At 35.7% G+C, this 17,868-nt stretch carries 16 protein-coding genes; 8 read left to right on the forward strand and 8 right to left on the reverse strand.

The window, feature by feature from the left end:
* Positions 1 to 475 precede the first annotated feature (475 nt).
* Positions 476 to 868, reverse strand: a complete 393-nt coding sequence (locus D9780_RS05185) for a sigma-w pathway protein ysdB (protein WP_121639492.1) — start codon at positions 866 to 868, stop codon at positions 476 to 478.
* A gap of 120 nt (positions 869 to 988) precedes the next feature.
* Here D9780_RS05185 and D9780_RS05190 point away from each other — a divergent pair, with 120 nt between their 5' ends.
* Positions 989 to 1,474 carry a dUTP diphosphatase gene (locus D9780_RS05190; protein ID WP_121639493.1) on the forward strand — a complete coding sequence of 162 codons (486 nt, stop codon included), beginning with the start codon at positions 989 to 991 and terminating at the stop codon, positions 1,472 to 1,474.
* A 196-nt stretch (positions 1,475 to 1,670) separates the two neighbouring features.
* Positions 1,671 to 2,756, forward strand: coding sequence for a M42 family metallopeptidase (locus tag D9780_RS05195; RefSeq protein WP_121639494.1), 1,086 nt, complete (start codon positions 1,671 to 1,673; stop codon positions 2,754 to 2,756).
* Between the two features lie 156 nt (positions 2,757 to 2,912).
* Here D9780_RS05195 and D9780_RS21540 read toward each other — a convergent pair whose 3' ends face one another.
* From D9780_RS21540 to sspI, 6 genes are all read right to left on the reverse strand, one after another.
* Positions 2,913 to 3,545: a lytic transglycosylase domain-containing protein gene (locus D9780_RS21540; RefSeq protein ID WP_121639495.1), complete on the reverse strand. Its 633-nt coding sequence runs from the start codon at positions 3,543 to 3,545 to the stop codon at positions 2,913 to 2,915.
* Between the two features lie 51 nt (positions 3,546 to 3,596).
* Entirely contained in the window at positions 3,597 to 4,283 is a 687-nt protein-coding gene (locus D9780_RS05205; RefSeq protein WP_121639496.1) for an ABC transporter ATP-binding protein, read from the reverse strand.
* Positions 4,276 to 5,406 carry an ABC transporter permease gene (locus tag D9780_RS05210; protein WP_121639497.1) on the reverse strand — a complete coding sequence of 377 codons (1,131 nt, stop codon included), beginning with the start codon at positions 5,404 to 5,406 and terminating at the stop codon, positions 4,276 to 4,278. The genes D9780_RS05205 and D9780_RS05210 overlap by 8 nt, the downstream gene beginning before the upstream one ends.
* Complete coding sequence (locus D9780_RS05215; RefSeq protein ID WP_121639498.1) at positions 5,403 to 6,626, reverse strand: ABC transporter permease; 1,224 nt, start codon at positions 6,624 to 6,626, stop codon at positions 5,403 to 5,405. The genes D9780_RS05210 and D9780_RS05215 overlap by 4 nt, the downstream gene beginning before the upstream one ends.
* Before the next feature lie 34 nt (positions 6,627 to 6,660).
* Positions 6,661 to 8,235, reverse strand: a complete 1,575-nt coding sequence (locus D9780_RS05220; protein WP_121639499.1) for a DUF6583 family protein — start codon at positions 8,233 to 8,235, stop codon at positions 6,661 to 6,663.
* A gap of 515 nt (positions 8,236 to 8,750) precedes the next feature.
* Positions 8,751 to 8,975: a small acid-soluble spore protein SspI gene (gene sspI, locus D9780_RS05225; RefSeq protein ID WP_073010190.1), complete on the reverse strand. Its 225-nt coding sequence runs from the start codon at positions 8,973 to 8,975 to the stop codon at positions 8,751 to 8,753.
* A 237-nt stretch (positions 8,976 to 9,212) separates the two neighbouring features.
* Here sspI and D9780_RS05230 point away from each other — a divergent pair, with 237 nt between their 5' ends.
* The 3 genes from D9780_RS05230 to pheT all read left to right on the forward strand — a co-directional run bounded on the left by D9780_RS05230 (position 9,213) and on the right by pheT (position 13,786).
* Positions 9,213 to 9,959 (forward strand): TrmH family RNA methyltransferase, encoded by a 747-nt coding sequence (locus D9780_RS05230; protein WP_371413705.1) that lies wholly within the window; start codon positions 9,213 to 9,215, stop codon positions 9,957 to 9,959.
* A 348-nt stretch (positions 9,960 to 10,307) separates the two neighbouring features.
* Entirely contained in the window at positions 10,308 to 11,342 is a 1,035-nt protein-coding gene (gene pheS, locus D9780_RS05235) for a phenylalanine--tRNA ligase subunit alpha (protein WP_116278214.1), read from the forward strand.
* A 14-nt stretch (positions 11,343 to 11,356) separates the two neighbouring features.
* On the forward strand, positions 11,357 to 13,786 hold the full coding sequence (gene pheT / locus D9780_RS05240; RefSeq protein ID WP_121639500.1) for a phenylalanine--tRNA ligase subunit beta: 2,430 nt from the start codon (positions 11,357 to 11,359) through the stop codon (positions 13,784 to 13,786).
* 287 nt (positions 13,787 to 14,073) lie between these two features.
* Here pheT and rnhC read toward each other — a convergent pair whose 3' ends face one another.
* Complete coding sequence (gene rnhC, locus D9780_RS05245; RefSeq protein ID WP_121639501.1) at positions 14,074 to 15,012, reverse strand: ribonuclease HIII; 939 nt, start codon at positions 15,010 to 15,012, stop codon at positions 14,074 to 14,076.
* Between the two features lie 265 nt (positions 15,013 to 15,277).
* On the opposite strand from rnhC, the gene zapA reads away from it, so the two are divergent.
* Genes zapA through polX form a run of 3 tightly spaced genes read left to right on the forward strand, consistent with a single transcriptional unit; the run spans position 15,278 to position 17,857 of the window.
* Positions 15,278 to 15,538: a cell division protein ZapA gene (gene zapA / locus D9780_RS05250; RefSeq protein WP_073010200.1), complete on the forward strand. Its 261-nt coding sequence runs from the start codon at positions 15,278 to 15,280 to the stop codon at positions 15,536 to 15,538.
* Positions 15,539 to 15,560: 22 nt separating this feature from the next.
* A complete protein-coding gene (locus D9780_RS05255) occupies positions 15,561 to 16,106 on the forward strand; it encodes a CvpA family protein (protein WP_116278211.1) in 546 nt (181 codons plus the stop codon).
* 32 nt (positions 16,107 to 16,138) lie between these two features.
* Positions 16,139 to 17,857 (forward strand): DNA polymerase/3'-5' exonuclease PolX, encoded by a 1,719-nt coding sequence (polX, locus tag D9780_RS05260; RefSeq protein WP_121641433.1) that lies wholly within the window; start codon positions 16,139 to 16,141, stop codon positions 17,855 to 17,857.
* Positions 17,858 to 17,868 lie beyond the last annotated feature (11 nt).

Here is a 17,868-nt window from a genome sequence, read left to right on the forward strand (position 1 = left end):
ACGAGATGCAGAAAATGAAATGAGAGCGGAGAGGTGCATATATACGAACAAAAGCATTTATTCATATCTGTGATTATTGTTCATTTAATTAAAAAAACTTGGCTAAATCGCAATGCTTAAGGGTGATAAAACAAGTTTTTACACAATGACTTAAAATCTTCTGTGAATAGAGCTGTTATCTCCCGCTTCTTATTTTTCAATGTTTTTAATAGTACCTTACATCTATCTTGATTAAGCTTGCACTCTCATCGATGAATCGAACGCGTTCTATAGCACTGCAAATAACTTAGAGCTTCTCTTAAATACGTTGCTCCACATTAAATTACACATGCTATAGCAGATGAAAAATATAATCGGCTCTTCACTATAAAAGGGATGTTCAAAAAGTGCGTGCAAAAGTAACACTTCAATCATTCATCTCTTGTTGAGAGGCCAAAATTTTCAACTAATCGTAGCGCCATCTCTCTATCATAATTTAATCCAAAGAGCTTATTAACAATTGATTAATCGGATGTTTCCATTCAATTTTTGCATGGGGATAACGGATAAGGATCTCTTCCTCAAGAAAATATAAGTCGTCCCTTCGTAAACCACTAAGCTCAAGAGGATCTTTGGCTGTAATATGTATATTAACTACTTCAAAAGAATCTTCTGTAGTTCCAACATATTTCTCACCTTCAAACAAGCATCCTTTATAAACAAATTGAAGATTTTTTTTACTATTTCCAGGTTCGTCTAAAAAATAATATGTTCCTTCTGCTTTAGCTATTTGCAATTTTCGTTGGGGATTACGATAATATTGAATCCAAGTATATATAAGCAATGCCAAAGCCAGCACAATTAGTACGCGAAATAAAATGACTATCATACTATCGTCTCCCTGATCATTATTCCTTTGTAGTACGGAATGACATATATAAAGGTTTCACTATTTTTTATTTTTATATGTTACAATCGTAGAAAAAGATGAAGTGAGGAAGGTCTTATCATGAATTGGGAAAAATTATATCGATTACAGAACGAGCTAGATACATATATTGAAACGAACCAAAATATAAAGAAACAAGATGTATTCGAAAAGAAGTATTTGGCATTACTTGTGGAGTTGGGAGAATTAGCCAATGAGACAAGGTGCTTTAAATTTTGGAGTAATAAGCCGAGAAGTGAAAGAGAGACAATATTAGAAGAATATGTGGATGGCGTTCACTTTTTACTCTCATTAGGAATTACAAAGGGTCATTATTTTAGCGGGAACGTTTCTAGAAATGACGTGGAGGATGAAACAACGTTATTTCTAAACGTGTACACAGCCTGTCAGCAATTTTTTCAACATCCAACGTCGGTTAATTATAGTCATTTATGGGAAACATACTTGCATCTAGGTCAAGCTTTAGGATTTTCGGAAGTAGATGTTCATAGAGCTTATCTAGAAAAGAATGAAGTGAATTTCGTACGTCAAGACGAAGGGTATTAGAAGAGAAGAATGTAAAGAATAGCTTATTGTCAAATTGTTAGGGCAAAAAAGTTGTTTCGCTTATGCTAACCAAAAGTTTTATACAATTTTATATGGAAACAACAGTTTTTTAAAAATCACGCGCATGCTTTAAAAATTTTAAAATTTGATTAAAAGAGGTATAATAGATAAGAGTTTATTGAAGAGGTGAATACATATGACGAAGATGGATGAAACATTAACTATGTTTAAAGATTTGACAGATGCTAAAGGGATACCAGGCAATGAAAAAGAAGCCCGTGACGTCATGAACAATTACATTACTCCATATGCAGATGAAGTCATGTATGATAATTTGGGTAGTCTAATCGCTAAAAAAACCGGCGACGAGAATGGCCCTAAAATAATGGTTGCTGGGCACTTGGATGAAATTGGTTTTATGGTTACAAGAATTGATGATAAAGGTTTTCTTTACTTTCAAACGGCTGGTGGTTGGTGGAGCCAAGTAATGCTTGCCCAGCGTGTTACCATTATGGGAAGTCATGGAGATGTAACAGGTGTTATTGGATCGAAACCGCCTCATATTCTTTCTGCTGAAGCAAGGAAAAAGCCAGTAGAAATTAAAGATATGTTCATTGATATAGGTGCTTCTAGCAAAGAAGAAGCGGAAGAATTTGGTGTAAAACCTGGAGATTCCGTCGTTCCATATTTTGAGTTTACACCTTTAAAAAATGAAAAGCTACTGTTGGCTAAGGCTTGGGACAACCGTATTGGCTGTGCAATTGCTATTGAGGTTTTAAAACAACTAAAAGGACAAAAGCATCCTAACATCGTTTATGGTGTTGGAACTGTACAAGAAGAAGTTGGACTTCGTGGTGCTAAAACTGCTGCCAACACGATAAAACCAGATATTGGTTTTGGTGTTGATGTAGGTATAGCTGGTGACATGCCAGGAGTTTCAGATCATGAAGCAGATAGCAAAATTGGTAAAGGGCCACAAATCGTGTTATACGATGCCTCTATGATATCTCATAAAGGAGTACGTGACCTTGTTGTTAAAACCGCTGAAGAAAATGACATTCCGTATCAATTTGCGACGATGGCTGGCGGGGGTACCGATTCTGGTTCTATTCATTTAACAGCAAACGGTGTGCCGTCTTTATCTATTACAATTGCAACACGCTATATCCATACGCATGCTGGTATTTTACATCGAGATGATTTTGAACATGCGGTAAAATTAATTGTGGAGACGATTAAAAAGCTGGATCGTGATACTGTAAATGAACTAATTCTTGCTTAAAAAAGATTTACTTGTATACAAGTTTATTGGTGAAAAAATCCGAACTTATATTTAAAATTCGATTAAGAATTTAAATGAGTTCGGATTTTAGTCTTTTTTTAAAAGAAAACCATGAAGTATGAAGGCTACAAACAGGCGTTCAAGTAAATTTAATCTTTAAGCTAAATATTGATGCATTATTTTTTGTACATAATTTTGAGTTTCTTTAAAAGGTGGAACTCCTTGATGTTTATCTACATTTCCAGGTCCGGCATTATAAGCAGCCAAAGCTAATTCTGTATGACCGTTATATCTGTCCATCATTTGCTTTAAATATTTGACACCGCCTTGTATGTTTTGCTGCGGGTCATATGGATTTGTTACACCTAAGCCTCTTGCGGTGGCAGGCATTAATTGCATTAAACCTTGAGCTCCGGCGCTACTTTTAGCTAGCGGATTAAAATTGGATTCTGTCTGAATAACAGAGCGAATGAGACGCTCGTCTACTTGGTACTTCTTTGCGGCATCCTGAATGAGCGTATCTATCTCTTTAGTAGTTGTATCACTTGTCGCTGTCATCTTTGCATACGAAGTTGTTAACGTATTATTTAATGGATATGTATGGTTATGGTTCTTAGGTGGTAAAGAATGAGTAGCTTGTAGTGTGTTTGCTTTGGATAACTGTTCTTGCAACAACTGCTTAAAGGCAAGTTCCATCATTGGTGAATGACTGGAAAACCCATTTGAGCCAGATGTAAGGATAGACATCGCTTCATACTGCATCATTTTTTGCAACTCTCTTATTTCCATACTGTGTTCTCCTTCCTAACGGTCATATACTATTTTACTATAAGTTTATAATTAAGGGAATGAGTTATTAAGCGGGACAATTTTTTTGCCAGCATGTTGTAATAAATTCCTATAAAAAGGATCTTCACCAATACAAATAACTTTGGAGCATAAAGCTTTGATTTCATCCATATCATGAGAAGTGTAAAGGACCATTTTTTGTTGATTATGCGCTAACTTTTGCAAGTAAGTAGCAATTTCCTTTTTTGATTTTAAATCTATTCCGACTGTCGGTTCGTCTAATAAAATCAGAGCCGGGTCGTGAATAAGGCTAATGGCTAGATTGAGTTTTCGTTTCATGCCACCAGACAGCGTATGAACTTTATCGTGCCAACGATCTAAATTCATATCAAGACATAATTCTTTTAATTCTTTTTCGAAATTGTTTTTCCATGCTAGTTTTTCAAAAAAAACCATATTTTCACGAACGGTAAAATTATCCCATATAGCGATATCTTGCGGTACAAATCCGATATGGCGTCGTACATGCTTACGATGTTTTTGGTAGTACCAGTCGTATAATTGAATGGACCCTGTTGTAGGCATCTGTAAAGTTGCTAATACATGTAATAAAGTCGATTTCCCTGCCCCATTTTCACCGACCAAACCGATAATTTCACCAGGATGTATGGAAAAGGAGACATCAGTGAAAATAGGCTGTTTATTATAAGTTTTAGATATACGTTCTACGTTAAGCATATGTATCTTCCCTTCTTGCATACCAAATAATAATTAGTAAGCCTACAATATAAAGCCAAATATTATGTAATGCCCCTTCGAGAAATGGAATAAACGGGTGAATTACAGATATAGTTGGCAGGTTCTTAACTAGATGATCAATAGGGATAATTGCTCCGCTAGTTAAAGCAAGTAATAATGTAATAATGAAAGATAGGCTATAATACGTAACTAAACGTTTCATTTTAAAAGCGAATAAAAAAGCAAAACCATTCAATATCATTCTTATGGTGACGATGGCAATAATTTGTGAGAAATGGGTTGGTATCTCAAGAATATAGTGAAAAACAAAAATTGTAATAACATCTATGAAAAGTAATAAACATGTATATAATGTGAGATTGAGTAACGCATATTTCTTAAAAGAAAACCGAATAAATACAAATCGTGGTTTAACGGTCGCATTGTTTTCTTTAATCACCCAATCAAAAAGAAAGAAAGTGGCCAAACTTGCGAATAATATCCATATCCCCCAGGGGTTCCATAATGATACTTGTTTTTCTCTTTTGTTTACTTGGTCTCGATATTGAAATTGAGTTGATAATAAATTCTGATTTGTCTCGAACTCTTTACTTGTAGTAATAATTTCATCTTTTGTCCATTCCTGACTGTTGGTCAACTGTTTCTCCAATTGTAATACAGTATGAGCGGTTTTAATTCGTCCTGTATTTTTTTGCACGAAAGAGGCTACCATTTCCGAAACAGGAGTATAAGCGAACGATAAATCTGATTGATAACTAGTAATTAGCCGATTTCGACTACCTCTATGCATCTTTTCTTCATACCCATCTTTAATAATAAATACACTATCCAATTCATGTTTTTTCAATTGTTGAAGCGCTTTGTCTTCATCTAACTCGTAGATACGAAGAAGAGAGGATTGTTTCAATTCTTTTACCAATTCAAAAGCGGTGTTTGTTTGATCTTCTACAACAAGACCTACCGGGACTTTGCTTTCTGTCTGAACGTCTATTAGCAAATAATGAAGAAAAATCACACTAGCAAGAGGGAAAAACAGCCAAAAAACAAAGGAATAGAAATGATGTTTCCAATGCAAGAAGCGGGTTTGGATAATAGATTTCATTGATGTAGGCGCTCCTTTCCAATGGTAATACTAGAAAGAACAAAAAAACCAACGGCAGTCATTAGTAACAATGGAATGTAGTCTACATACAAGCGTTTATGTAGTAATAATTCTTGTAGCCAGTAGAATGCTTCCGAAGAAAAAGTAAAGGGAAGCATTTGCTGAAATGAAAGCGGCAAATAAAACGTTGGAATGATAGAGCCACTTAATAAAAGAATTGCCAAAGTAAGGCTAATTTGTACGACGAGTCGCATTCGATGAGAACGAATGAAAGCTTCTACGATAGAAATGGCTAATAAGAAGCAAAAGCTATATAAAATAATAACAAGCATAATCCTCACTGCGTCTACGAGTTGAATATCCCAACCTAATAATATATGAAGTACAAATAATAGACCTAAACCAAGCATACAAACGAAGCCCATAGTTACAGCTAGTTTAGCAAATATCGGTTGAATTGGTCGTACATTGTAGAGCATCATTCTTTGTTCCATTTTTGCTGTTACGTCACGGTGTAATCCTGTGTATATAAGTAGTAACCATGATGTGAATATGATAAACCAGCCACCAAGACTATAGTAAGAAGCGGGGGTGGCGGTAGCCTGATTAATTAATTGCTCCTCTTGAATAAGCTGCTTTCTTCCTAAAGTGTAGAACACAAACTTCTTAAATTGTTCAAAGACAAACTCATTGCGTTCTTGCTCATCTAAGGGGAGTTTTTTGGCGTAACGATTTAACGTGAGCACATTTGCTTGAGACGCCCTTATATGTGTTGTCACACTTTCCATTATTGTATAAACCATTTGGCTTTGAATAGGTTGATTTGGGTTGCCTATCATTGATAAAGTAACTGGATTTCCTTGATATAAATTATGCGTGAATTTTTCTGGGAATACTATGTAGGAGCTGATCTCATCATTCTCCATTTTTTGTTTCGCTGCTGTTTCACTCATTTTATGTACATGTATAAAGCTGCCAAGTTCAGATGTTTCATCCAACATATTAATGAATAGCTTTGTTTCCTTTGATTGATCTAAATCAACTAGTCCAACTTGTATAGGATTTTGTTCATCTGGAGTAACAAATGTTATGGTAATATACGCTAGTAAGCCGACGATAAAAATGGGGAGAAGTAAAACAAGAGGAAGTGCATACCACTTCCTCTTTAATTGCAGTGCATTATATGTTATAAACAATAATGTTATTTTCATGAAATGCATAATGGGCACTTCCGTTCGTTTCTTGTATTTATCGTTAGAATTCCATGTTTCCGGTAGCTGATAGCATTTCTACCATCCAACCTTGGAATTTAGGTGTAACTTTCGTTTCGAAAAATTCCATAAGCTCTTGTTTATTCATTGTTCCAATTTCTGTAGTTTTATCTTTACTCGGAATATCTACACTGTCTACTGTTTTTCCTTCAACATTAGCATGAAGTGAGAATAAATTTTGATCAACATTTGGATCAGTAAAAGCAAAGCTGTGTTCCTCGTTCATTTGATCTTTTTCATAATTAGATGTACCGTTCCAAATGAGTTGTGTATCACCTGTATATGGATCTTGCAGATTAATCGTACGTTCAAAATCGCGTTTTCCATCTTTTAACGTTTCTTTGCCGTCATAAGTAAATGCTTGTTCGTCAAACGCTAGTTTCAGAGAATCCTCCGCTTTTTTATCTTTCCATGATAAATCACCGGAGAGGCTTACTTTACCACCTTCCATAGCGTCATCAACGTTTAAAGCGAGATTAAATTGCTGCCTTTCTTCTTGGAGAAGTTGTGTCCCTTTAAACTCGATTGTAGTAAGTCGTTCTTTGTTTTGACCGAGTTGAATATTAAAATCGCGTTGGGCAATTAAATCATCGTGCACCCAAATGGTAGATGTTAAACCTTTTGGAATTTTAAATCCATCTATATCTTCTTTTGCTTTTTCTAAAGAAGTATCATAATCTTCCATTGTTTGGTCTATCTCTTTTTTTATTTCAGGCATGGCTGCCATCCCCATCAATTGTTCTTCTAAAAATTGACGGAAAAGCTCTTTCATTTTATCGTCTTTTCGTAATTTTTCTATGGTTTTACTTAAAATATCTTTTACTTTTTCTTCACTTAATTGCATCGTGATTTTGTCTGTTTCTAATGATTTATCATGGACTTTAATCGTTTCGCTTTCTGTTTTAAAAGCTTCGTCTGGTAATTGGTCATAAATAAACTTGCCATATTCTTCTTGAATATATTCTTTATCATCTTCAGATAGTGCTTCTTCAAATAACATATTAAAATCAACCTTTTCTTCGCCTGTAAAAGTAGCTGGGTCGATTTCTTGCAATAGTTTGCCAACATTTTCACCTTTTAACGAGATGAATTGTTCCAGAAACGGTAAACCTACCATAAATTGTTTGGAATTTAAATGAAAAGTAATGTTATCCACTTTCATTTCGCCAATATTCGCTGATAGATTTCCAGATATTTTTTTATTTTTTATATCAGCAGCATGTGTGTAAGAAATAGTAGAATTATTGATGAGTTGAGCAGGATCTACCCCCATACCACCTTGAATAATAGGAATATCGGATTCCGCTGACAATTCATAATTTGTTTCCGTCGGTTCTTCTCTAGTAGTTTCTAACCAATCAAATTCTGATTCATATCGTTGTTCAATTTGCTCATTCATAAACGCTATTGATTCTTTTTCTGCTAAAAAGTATTTCTGCTTATCCGATAAATTTGCGAAAATATAAGCCGCAACAGTTCCGCCAATTAGTATTACTGCCCCTATAGTAATACCAATTAATGTTTTGGGTGACAGCTTACGTTTCTTTGTTTCCTCCATTACTTTTCCCCTCTCTGTAAATACTTCCGATTTAATTGTATTACATAATCCTGTAATAATGACAATGAAGTATCTGTTTATGTTTATATCACTTTGTAAAAATATAGTCAAATTGTGCCAATACTTGTCCACGTAGGGAAAAATTAAAATAAGGTGTGTGATTCAAAAATTAAAGTGAAAAAGGGTAATAATACCTATGTATTTAGCGGAGCAAATGGTAAATTCACTTTACTATTCATGCCATTTGAGTCCTAGTGTTTAAAAATTTAAGCAAATTCGACTGATATTTAATAGTCATTGTTTCTGTCTCGTGAGCGCATACGAGACAATATGTATAATAGCACAAGAAGTTCAAATGATAGAAAAAAATTCTAATACAGAGCCGCTATAAGAACCGTATAAATTTTTTTGGTTTTTAGTACAAAACAGACTTATCAATAAACAAATTTTTCTTATTATAGTGCAAGCAAAAGAGTAGCACTTGACTAATTTTTCAAGTGCTACTCTCTTAAGGTTTAGGACTGTGTTGTAGCTTGCTTTACACCTTGTTCTAAAGCTTCTAACATATGGTCTTTATCTTGTTCTTCTGCATTCTCCCAGATTAATTCGAATAAGACACCTAGTCCAGGAAGCATTTTTTCTTCTCCACTCTGGACGGCATCAACAATAGTTGCTTCCAATTGGGATTGGTCATTAGAAGCGATATTGCTAAGTATTGCTTCGCGTAAATTTAAATCCAAGACAATTCCTCCTTTGCAAATTAAAAAGCTTAAGAAATTACGTTGCACGGCTAAAGTTTTCTGTAGATTAGGGCAGATTATATAATATAAATGAAGGACTACAGGATGTGCTAATGCATTTCCTACCATATAGGTAAATTATCGGCAACAATAATTTTAGCCTTTGCACGCTAAAATTAGTTTGACCGAATAAGGATAAAATATGTATACTATGTAAGGTGAATGAGGGTGATACGTATGGAATCAATAATTACATCTGTTAAAAATACAAAAGTGAAAAATTGGAAAAAGTTACACACTCGAAAAGGGCGAGAAAATACAAATACGTTTCTCATTGAAGGTTTTCACATAGTTGAAGAAGCCTTTCTAAGTGGATGGACGATGAAGGAGTTAATTATTCAAGAAGGTGTATCTCTACCTACGTGGGTAAACGACATCCCAGTTACTGTGGTGAAAGATACTATTTTTACAACCATATCTCAAACGGATGCACCACAAGGGATTGCAGCTGTAGTGTCTATGAGAGAATTATTTGCCATAAAGCAAAGCCCTGTACTTATCGTCGATGCAGTGCAAGATCCTGGTAATCTTGGAACGATAATTCGGACGGCAGATGCAGCAGGTTTTTCAGAAGTAATTCTAGGAGAAGGAACGGTAGATGCTTTTAATCATAAAGTTATTCGTTCTACGCAAGGTTCTTTGTTCCATATTCCTATTAGGATAGCCAGGTTAGAAGAGGAAATTGCATCGCTTAAAAAAGCAGGTTTTGAAATATGGGTAACGGCTTTAGAGGATGCGTTCCATTATACAGAAGTAAAACCAAAGCTGAAGACAGGACTTATTGTAGGAAATGAAGGAAGCGGTGTAAGAACACAAATAATGGAGTTAGCAGATAAACGGGTGACTATACCAATTTATGGGAAAGCTGAATCGTTAAATGTCAGTGTAGCTTCTGGAATTTTAATGTACTATTTACGCTCATAATGTTGCAAACCTTCTTGTGTTTATCTATAATATATATAACATAATAGCAAAAGCGTTGAAGGAGCGGAGAATTTGCCTCTATTACGTATACAGGGAGAAATGTCATAGACTGAAAACATTTCATCGTAGCAAAGTTCATCCTTTCACTCTGGAGCAGATACTTGGACCTCATTCTTAATGAGTAAAGGTATTCCGGGTTATTCCCGTTATCGGAATGAAGTGGATACTTTGGAAACATTGTATGAACTAGGGTGGTACCGCGAAAATATGCCTCGTCCCTTGCTGGGAGGAGGCTTTTTATATTGCTTTTTAAGCTATGTAAGAATGAATAAAGGAGGAAATAAGAAGATGAAAGAGCAGTTAAAAATGATTGAACAAGAAGCTTTGGAAAAGATCTTACAAGCTAAGACTACGAAAGAACTGCAAGATATTAAAGTAACCTACTTAGGTAAGAAAGGTTCACTCACAAGTGTGTTGCGAGGGATGGGGAAACTTTCTAAAGAAGAGCGCCCGGTTATTGGAGAACTTGCTAACAAAGTGCGTCAACGTTTAACCTTAAGCCTTGAGGAGCAATTGGAGAAATTAGAAGAAATGGCTTTAGAAGAGCAATTAGAAAAAGAAACGATAGATGTAACACTTCCTGGCAGACCAGTGAGACTCGGTGGCCGGCATTTATTAACTAGAGTAATTGAAGAAATTGAAGATTTATTTATTGGAATGGGTTTTGAAATCAGAGAAGGGCCTGAGGTAGAAACGGATTATTTTAATTTTGAAGCATTAAACTTACCGAAAAATCATCCAGCAAGGGAAATGCAGGACACCTTTTTTATTACAAAAGAGTTATTAATGCGTACACAAACATCTCCTGTACAGGCACGTACGATGCTTGAATATGGTGGTAACAAGCCAGTGAAAATGATATCTCCTGGAAAAGTTTATCGCCGTGATACAGATGATGCCACTCATTCCCATCAGTTTACACAAATTGAAGGTTTATATGTAGATAAAGATGTGAAAATGAGTGATTTAAAAGGTGTACTAGATGTTTTCACCAAAAAAATGTATGGCAGTGATCGAAAAATTCGTTTTCGCCCAAGTTTTTTTCCGTTTACAGAACCATCTGTGGAAATTGATATTTCTTGTAAAGCATGTGAAGGAAAAGGCTGCTCTATTTGTAAAGGATCCGGATGGATTGAAATCTTAGGCGCGGGTATGGTACATCCAAATGTATTATCAATGGCTGGTTATGATCCAAAGGTTTACAGCGGATTTGCCTTCGGTATGGGACCTGAACGAATTGCGATGTTGAAATATGGAATTAAGGATATAAGGCAGTTTTACACGAATGACATTCGGTTTTTAACGCAATACCATAATGCTTAGGGAGGAAAGTTTGCATGTTAGTATCATTAAATTGGTTAAAAAATTACGTAGATATAACAGATATAAGTCCAGAAGAGTTAGCTAGTAAAATTACAAAATCAGGAATCGAAGTCGATGGCATTGAATATGTAGCAGAGAAAAGCGAACATGTCGTCGTAGGCTACGTTGTATCCTGTGAGAAACACCCAAACGCTGATAAGCTTAACTTATGCCAAGTAGATGTTGGGGAGGAAGAGCCGTTACAAATTATTTGTGGAGCTCCTAATGTAGCACAAGGGCAAAAAGTGGCTGTTGCCAAACCAGGGGCTGTCCTACCAAATAATTTCAAAATTAAACGTGTTAAACTACGTGGGGTTGAATCAAATGGAATGATTTGTTCTCTACAAGAACTCGGTATAGAAGAAAAATATGTACCAAAAGATGTAGCTGATGGCATCTATGTGTTCCCCAAGGATGTAACAGTTGGTGAGTCAGTGGAGCCATTATTAAACTTGAATGATGCTGTTTTAGAATTTGATTTAACTCCAAATCGCGCTGACTGCCTATCTATGTTAGGAGTTGCGTATGAAGTAGGAGCTATTTTAAACAGAGAGGTAAAACTGCCGAGTCCAAACCCAAAAGAGGGGACGGAAGAGGCAAAAGACTATATTGCTGTTGAAGTAGAAGCAAAAGAAGCTAATCCGTATTATGGTGCTTTTGTTATTCGTGATGTAGAGATCGAACAATCACCATTATGGATGCGGAATTATTTAATAGCAGCTGGGATTCGCCCAATTAATAACGTGGTGGATATAACGAATTATGTGTTGCTGGAATACGGCCAGCCCCTACATGCGTTTGATTATGATAAATTAGGGGAGAAAAAAATCGTTGTTCGCCACGCTAAAACCAATGAAAAACTCGTTACATTGGATGAGCAAGAACGCGTATTATCACAGGATCATTTAGTTATCACGGATGGGAAAGATCCGATTGCTCTAGCAGGAGTAATGGGAGGTTTATCGACTGAAGTCACAGATACAACGAAAAATGTTTTACTTGAAGCAGCATATTTTGATTCTAGCACGGTAATGAAGGCAGTGAAGTCAACGGGTCTATATAGCGATTCAAGTACACGATTTACGAAAGGCGTTGATCCAAATCGAGTAAAAGAAGCAGGGCTTCGAGCGTGCGAATTAATGGGAAAATACGCCAATGCGACTATTGCAAAAGGAGTAGTAGCATATGATGCATTAAACCGTGAGCAAAAACAGGTTAAAGTGAATGTAACTGAAATTAACAAACGTCTAGGTACATTATTACAGCCTGCTGATGTAGAAGATGCTTTGCAACGCTTGCAATTTAAATTTGAAAAAAGAAGCCAAGAATATCTTGTATACATTCCAACACGTAGAGGCGACATTAGCATTTTTGAAGATATGTTGGAAGAGATAGCGCGTATTTACGGCTATGATAAATTGCCATACACATTGCCAGTTGGAGCTGGGCAAGCTGGAGGCCTTACAGAAAGACAAATATTAATTCGCAAAATAAAAGGCATTATGGAAGCATCAGGGTTGATGGAGAGTCGCACATATACTTTAATTAGTGAAAATGCCGCTAATACGTTAATTAGCCCTGAGTTAACAGAAGCAAATTATGTTCCAATTGAATTAGCTTTACCGATGAGTGAAGAACATAAATATTTGCGCCTAAGTTTTTTACCTGAGATTTTGCGTATCTTAACTCACAACAGAGCACGTAATGAATTTGATCTAGGTTATTATGAAATTGGCAAAACATTTTTGACAGCAGAAAGCACGTTAACAAAACAACCAGAAGAAAGACTTCGATTAGCTGGCGCTGTAACAGGAAATTGGGTTCATCATCCGTGGCAACAAGAAAATAAACTAGTTGATTTTTATGTTGTAAAAGGAATTTTAGAGAAACTGTTTAATTACTTAAATGTAGCAGTTGTTTTCAAGCCTTGTAAGCATAAAGACATGCACCCTGGAAGAACAGCATCTCTCCATTTAGAAGGCGAGACAATTGGGTTTATCGGTCAACTACACCCACGCCTACAAAAGCAATTTGATCTAAAAGAAACATATGTATTTGATGTCGATGTCGAAGGGTTATTAGAGGCGTATAAAAATGAACCTACTTATGAGGAAATACCTAAATATCCATCTATTGGACGCGATATTGCTTTTGTTCTTGATCACACTGTGCTTGCAGCTGAAGTAAAACAAGTCATTATGGATGTTGGCGCACCGCTTGTGAAGCATGTATCTATATTTGATGTTTATGAAGGAGAGCATTTAGAAGCAGGCAAGAAGTCTGTAGCGTTTCATTTAGTATATCAGCATCCTGAGAAAACATTAACAGATGATGAGGTTCAAGCGTCTTACGAACAAATCATAGAAGCAGTCAAGAAGAAGTTTAACGCATATATTCGATCTTAAGCAATAGGGAAAGCTTACTGGATAGTGAGAAAATTCGTTAGCTGAAATATACTTTTGTTAATAACTTGAATTCCCACTTGTTCAAGCATGAATTGCTAAACAGGTGGGAACTTTTTACATACAAGGCAGCCCTTATAATCCAAAGAGAAAGCAAAATGTATAAAAAAATTTTTAGCAAAGTAATACAAGAATATGAAACCTTAAGCTTTATTGTCTAAGAAAAGCGGCTAACTCTTGGCAACTGTTGGTGTAAAGCGTTAAGTTTGCTACAGAGAAAAGCGTGATTTCTAATTTAGGTAAGCGTGTGCTTTCTTTGTGTTTGCAAAATGAACCTTTGCGATTTGAGTTAAGCGATTTTCTCCGTACTTTTTCATAATTACAGCTGCCGTTTGATCCACTTTTTGAGAAGCTCCCTTTGGCAATGTAATACCTGTTTGCTCTGATAATATATCCATCTGCTTTAGAAAACTAGTTCTTGCAAGGATAGAAGCTGCAGCAACGGAGGTAGAGTAACTCTCTGCTTTTGTCATGAAAAAAGTAGACGGTGATAGCACTTCTTTTTCAGAGGCTAAATGTTTTTTATACACAACAGGTTCACAAAATTGGTCAATAAGAATTCCATCTAATGGACTTTGATCAATTTTTTTGATTAAGCGTTGAATGGCATGATGATGGAGCATCGTCTTCATTTTACCTTGTGTCCATCCTTTTTTCTGTAATTGATTATATTTTTCATTACGTAAAGCAATTAGGGCATATGGGATGTTTAATTGGATGATATCCCTTGCTAGACGACGGATCTTTAAATCTGTCAAAGCTTTGGAGTCCGTTACGCCCATCCTTTTTAATTCACTAATTTGGGCTTTCGTCAAATAGACTGCTGCCACAGTAATAGGGCCAAAGTAGTCCCCTGTCCCAGCTTCATCACTACCGATATGATTACTAGAAAACAGTTGGGGACTCGGTGTATAGGAATTTGTTTTCGCTTTGTTGGAATAAGTAGCTTGTGTGGAGGCAGTTTTAGCATCTTTTGTCCATAGACTAGCTGCTTTTTCTGGAGAAGCGCCCTGGAATAATACTTTTCCTGATTTATATGCCGTAATAACCGCTTCGTTTGTTTTTGCTCGAAACAAAGCGCCTTGGGGTGGCGTAATTAAAAAATTTGCATAATAAGCTTTCATTTTGTCTATGACTGTATTAGAAAATTGATATACTTGTTGTGACATTTGATTCTCTCCAGTTCATCTTAATTTATTTCGCTTATAAGATGCTGTAGGCTCTCACTTCAAGGGTTGGGTGTATACAAAATATGCCGAAGTAAAAGATAACAGTACCTACTATTGTATAGAAGTTTTCTTTTATACTAAAGGATAATTTCTATTTCCGCAAACCATTGATAAAATCAGTTGTGAAGGAGTTGATCGTTTCCTTAATCACCTACTTCATGTTAAGATAAGATGGACAATTTTCTTTATCAGGGAGGATTTAAACGTGGCCAATGAGGAAAAAACTCGAACAACGGTAGAGATACATAATCGTACCTATACAATTATAGGAACAGAGCCACAAAATCATATTAAATTGGTTGCCAGTTTAGTGGATCAAAAAATGAATGAAATCCAAGAAGCAAATAGGCAGCTCGATACGACAAGGTTAGCTGTACTAACTGCTGTAAATACGATGAATGATTATTTAAAATTAAAAGAAGAATATGCTTCTTTATTAGGTTCTATGAAGAAAAAGGAAGACTAACTAGAAAGAGGAACAGGAACATATGGTTACTATTTTATTATTGTTGTTATTAGTGATGGGTTTTTTTATTGGGTTAAAGAGAGGATTCATTTTACAGCTATTCCATCTCATTGGGTTTATAGCATCTTTTGTTGTAGCAGCTTTGTATTACGATGAGTTAGGACCTAAACTGGAATTATGGATCCCTTATCCTGGTTTAGAGGAAGAAGGTAAGTGGGCAACGTTTTTACAAGACTTGCCTCTTGAAGCGGGTTTTTATAATGCTATTGCATTTTTGGTTATTTTTTTAGCGGTAAAAATCATTCTACAAATTATAGCTTCTATGCTTGATTTTGTTGCTTCTTTACCGATTTTACATTCTGTAAACAAATTATTAGGAGCCATTCTGGGCTTTGTAGAAACATATTTGTTACTTTTTATTTTCCTATATATTGCAGCTTTGATACCGATTGCTCAAATACAAACATGGATAAACGATTCTTCAGTTGCGTTATTTATTATTGAACGTACTCCTTATTTTTCAAATGAAATTAAAGAGCTTTGGTTCACATATGTAGCCAATAAATAATGGTTTTCATTGGGGGGAGATTGGTGAATAGGATGGAAATTAACAAAAAAGATGTTATAAAATTAATGGAAACGATAGCGACGTATTTAGAATTACAAGCAGAGAACCCTTTTAAAATTAGCGCCTATCGTAAAGCTGCACAAGCGTTGGAAAGAGATGATCGATCTTTAGAAGAAATTGATGATTTTTCTAAAATCAACGGGATTGGCAAAGGAACAAGTGCTGTTATTCAAGCGTACATACAAACAGGACAATCTAAGACCTTGCAAGATTTAGAAAAGCAAGTTCCAAAAGGCTTGCTCTCATTATTACAGCTTCCGGGGCTTGGTGGTAAGAAGATTGCTAAACTTTATCAAGAACTAGGCGTTACAGACGCTGCAGAATTAAAGGAAGCCTGTGAAACTGGGCGGGTAGAAAGATTAGCGGGATTTGGAAAAAAAACAGTTGAAAAAATATTAATAGCACTAGAAGAAGCAAATAAACGCCCAGAACGTTTACCAATTGCGATAATGCTACCTTTAGCTGAAAAATTGGAAGACTACTTGAACCAAATAAAAGAAGTCGATCGTTTTTCAAGAGCAGGAAGCTTGCGGCGGATGAGAGAAACTGTCAAAGATATCGACTTTATCATCGCAACAGAACAACCAGCTATCGTGAGAGACCATTTAATAGCCATGGATGGGGTAAAAAACGTAATTGCTAAAGGGGAAACGAAAGTATCTATTGTCATGGAAGATGTATATGATGTAAATGTGGATTTTCGTATGGTTCGGCAGGATGCATTTGCTTCTACGCTACACCATTTTACTGGCTCAAAAGAACATAATGTTGCTATGCGTCAAATAGCAAAGTCACGTGGTGAAAAGATTAACGAGTATGGTGTAGAAGTCGAAGAAACGGGAGAAATTCTTACCTTTCATTCAGAAAAAGCTTTTTTTAATCATTTTGGTCTGCACTATATTCCTCCTGAATTAAGGGAAAATACTGGAGAAAAAGAGGTATTTCAATCGCCTTATCCACTTTTAGAGCTGTCGGATATTAATGGTGACTTACACATGCATACGACGTGGAGTGATGGTGCACAATCGTTGGAAGAAATGGTCTTACGAGCGATGGAAAAGTCGTATCAATTTATCGCGATTACAGATCACTCCAAATTCTTAAAAGTTGCTAACGGATTAACTGAAAAACGATTACGTCAACAGCATGAAGAAATAGTACGTTTAAATGAAAAATATCCTGATATTCATATTTTTTCAGGTGTAGAAATGGATATACTACCTGATGGAAAGCTTGATTTTTCCAATGAATTTCTGCGTGAACTTGACTTTGTTATTGCGTCCATACATTCGAGTTTTAACCAACCCGAAGATAAAATGATGTATCGATTAGAAGCAGCATTAGAAAATCCTTACGTTTCACTTATTGCTCACCCTACAGGTAGATTAATTGGTAGGCGAGATGGTTATCAAGTTAATGTTAGTGCTTTAATTGACAGAGCGAAACAAACAAATACAGCATTAGAAATAAATGCAAACCCAAATCGTCTAGATTTATCTTATCAGTGGGCTCGAGAAGCTCAAGAAAAAGGCGTTACATTAGCAATCAATACGGATGCTCATAATTACCAAATGTTGGAGCATATGACATATGGAGTTGGGGTCGCTAGAAAAGGATGGATTAAACCAGAAACGGTTATGAACACGTGGTCTACGCAAGAACTGATTGCTTATTTTAACCGAAATAAATAATGATCGTTCTA

Origin of the sequence: Virgibacillus sp. Bac330, assembly GCF_003667845.1 — a bacterium.
Taxonomy (GTDB): Bacteria; Bacillota; Bacilli; order Bacillales; family Amphibacillaceae; genus Virgibacillus; species Virgibacillus chiguensis.

What these genes read in the sequence shown, in the direction of transcription:
- D9780_RS05255 (WP_116278211.1), top strand. Translation starts at nt 15,561, where the DNA reads ATGGTTACTATTTTATTATTGTTGTTATTAGTGATGGGTTTTTTTATT.
- D9780_RS05195 (WP_121639494.1), top strand. Translation starts at nt 1,671, where the DNA reads ATGACGAAGATGGATGAAACATTAACTATGTTTAAAGATTTGACAGAT.
- pheS (WP_116278214.1), top strand. Translation starts at nt 10,308, where the DNA reads ATGAAAGAGCAGTTAAAAATGATTGAACAAGAAGCTTTGGAAAAGATC.
- D9780_RS05190 (WP_121639493.1), top strand. Translation starts at nt 989, where the DNA reads ATGAATTGGGAAAAATTATATCGATTACAGAACGAGCTAGATACATAT.
- D9780_RS05210 (WP_121639497.1), bottom strand. Translation starts at nt 5,406, where the DNA reads ATGAAATCTATTATCCAAACCCGCTTCTTGCATTGGAAACATCATTTC.
- D9780_RS21540 (WP_121639495.1), bottom strand. Translation starts at nt 3,545, where the DNA reads ATGGAAATAAGAGAGTTGCAAAAAATGATGCAGTATGAAGCGATGTCT.
- D9780_RS05215 (WP_121639498.1), bottom strand. Translation starts at nt 6,626, where the DNA reads ATGCATTTCATGAAAATAACATTATTGTTTATAACATATAATGCACTG.
- D9780_RS05220 (WP_121639499.1), bottom strand. Translation starts at nt 8,235, where the DNA reads ATGGAGGAAACAAAGAAACGTAAGCTGTCACCCAAAACATTAATTGGT.
- rnhC (WP_121639501.1), bottom strand. Translation starts at nt 15,012, where the DNA reads ATGTCACAACAAGTATATCAATTTTCTAATACAGTCATAGACAAAATG.
- D9780_RS05230 (WP_371413705.1), top strand. Translation starts at nt 9,213, where the DNA reads ATGGAATCAATAATTACATCTGTTAAAAATACAAAAGTGAAAAATTGG.
- D9780_RS05185 (WP_121639492.1), bottom strand. Translation starts at nt 868, where the DNA reads ATGATAGTCATTTTATTTCGCGTACTAATTGTGCTGGCTTTGGCATTG.
- D9780_RS05205 (WP_121639496.1), bottom strand. Translation starts at nt 4,283, where the DNA reads ATGCTTAACGTAGAACGTATATCTAAAACTTATAATAAACAGCCTATT.
- polX (WP_121641433.1), top strand. Translation starts at nt 16,139, where the DNA reads ATGGAAATTAACAAAAAAGATGTTATAAAATTAATGGAAACGATAGCG.
- pheT (WP_121639500.1), top strand. Translation starts at nt 11,357, where the DNA reads ATGTTAGTATCATTAAATTGGTTAAAAAATTACGTAGATATAACAGAT.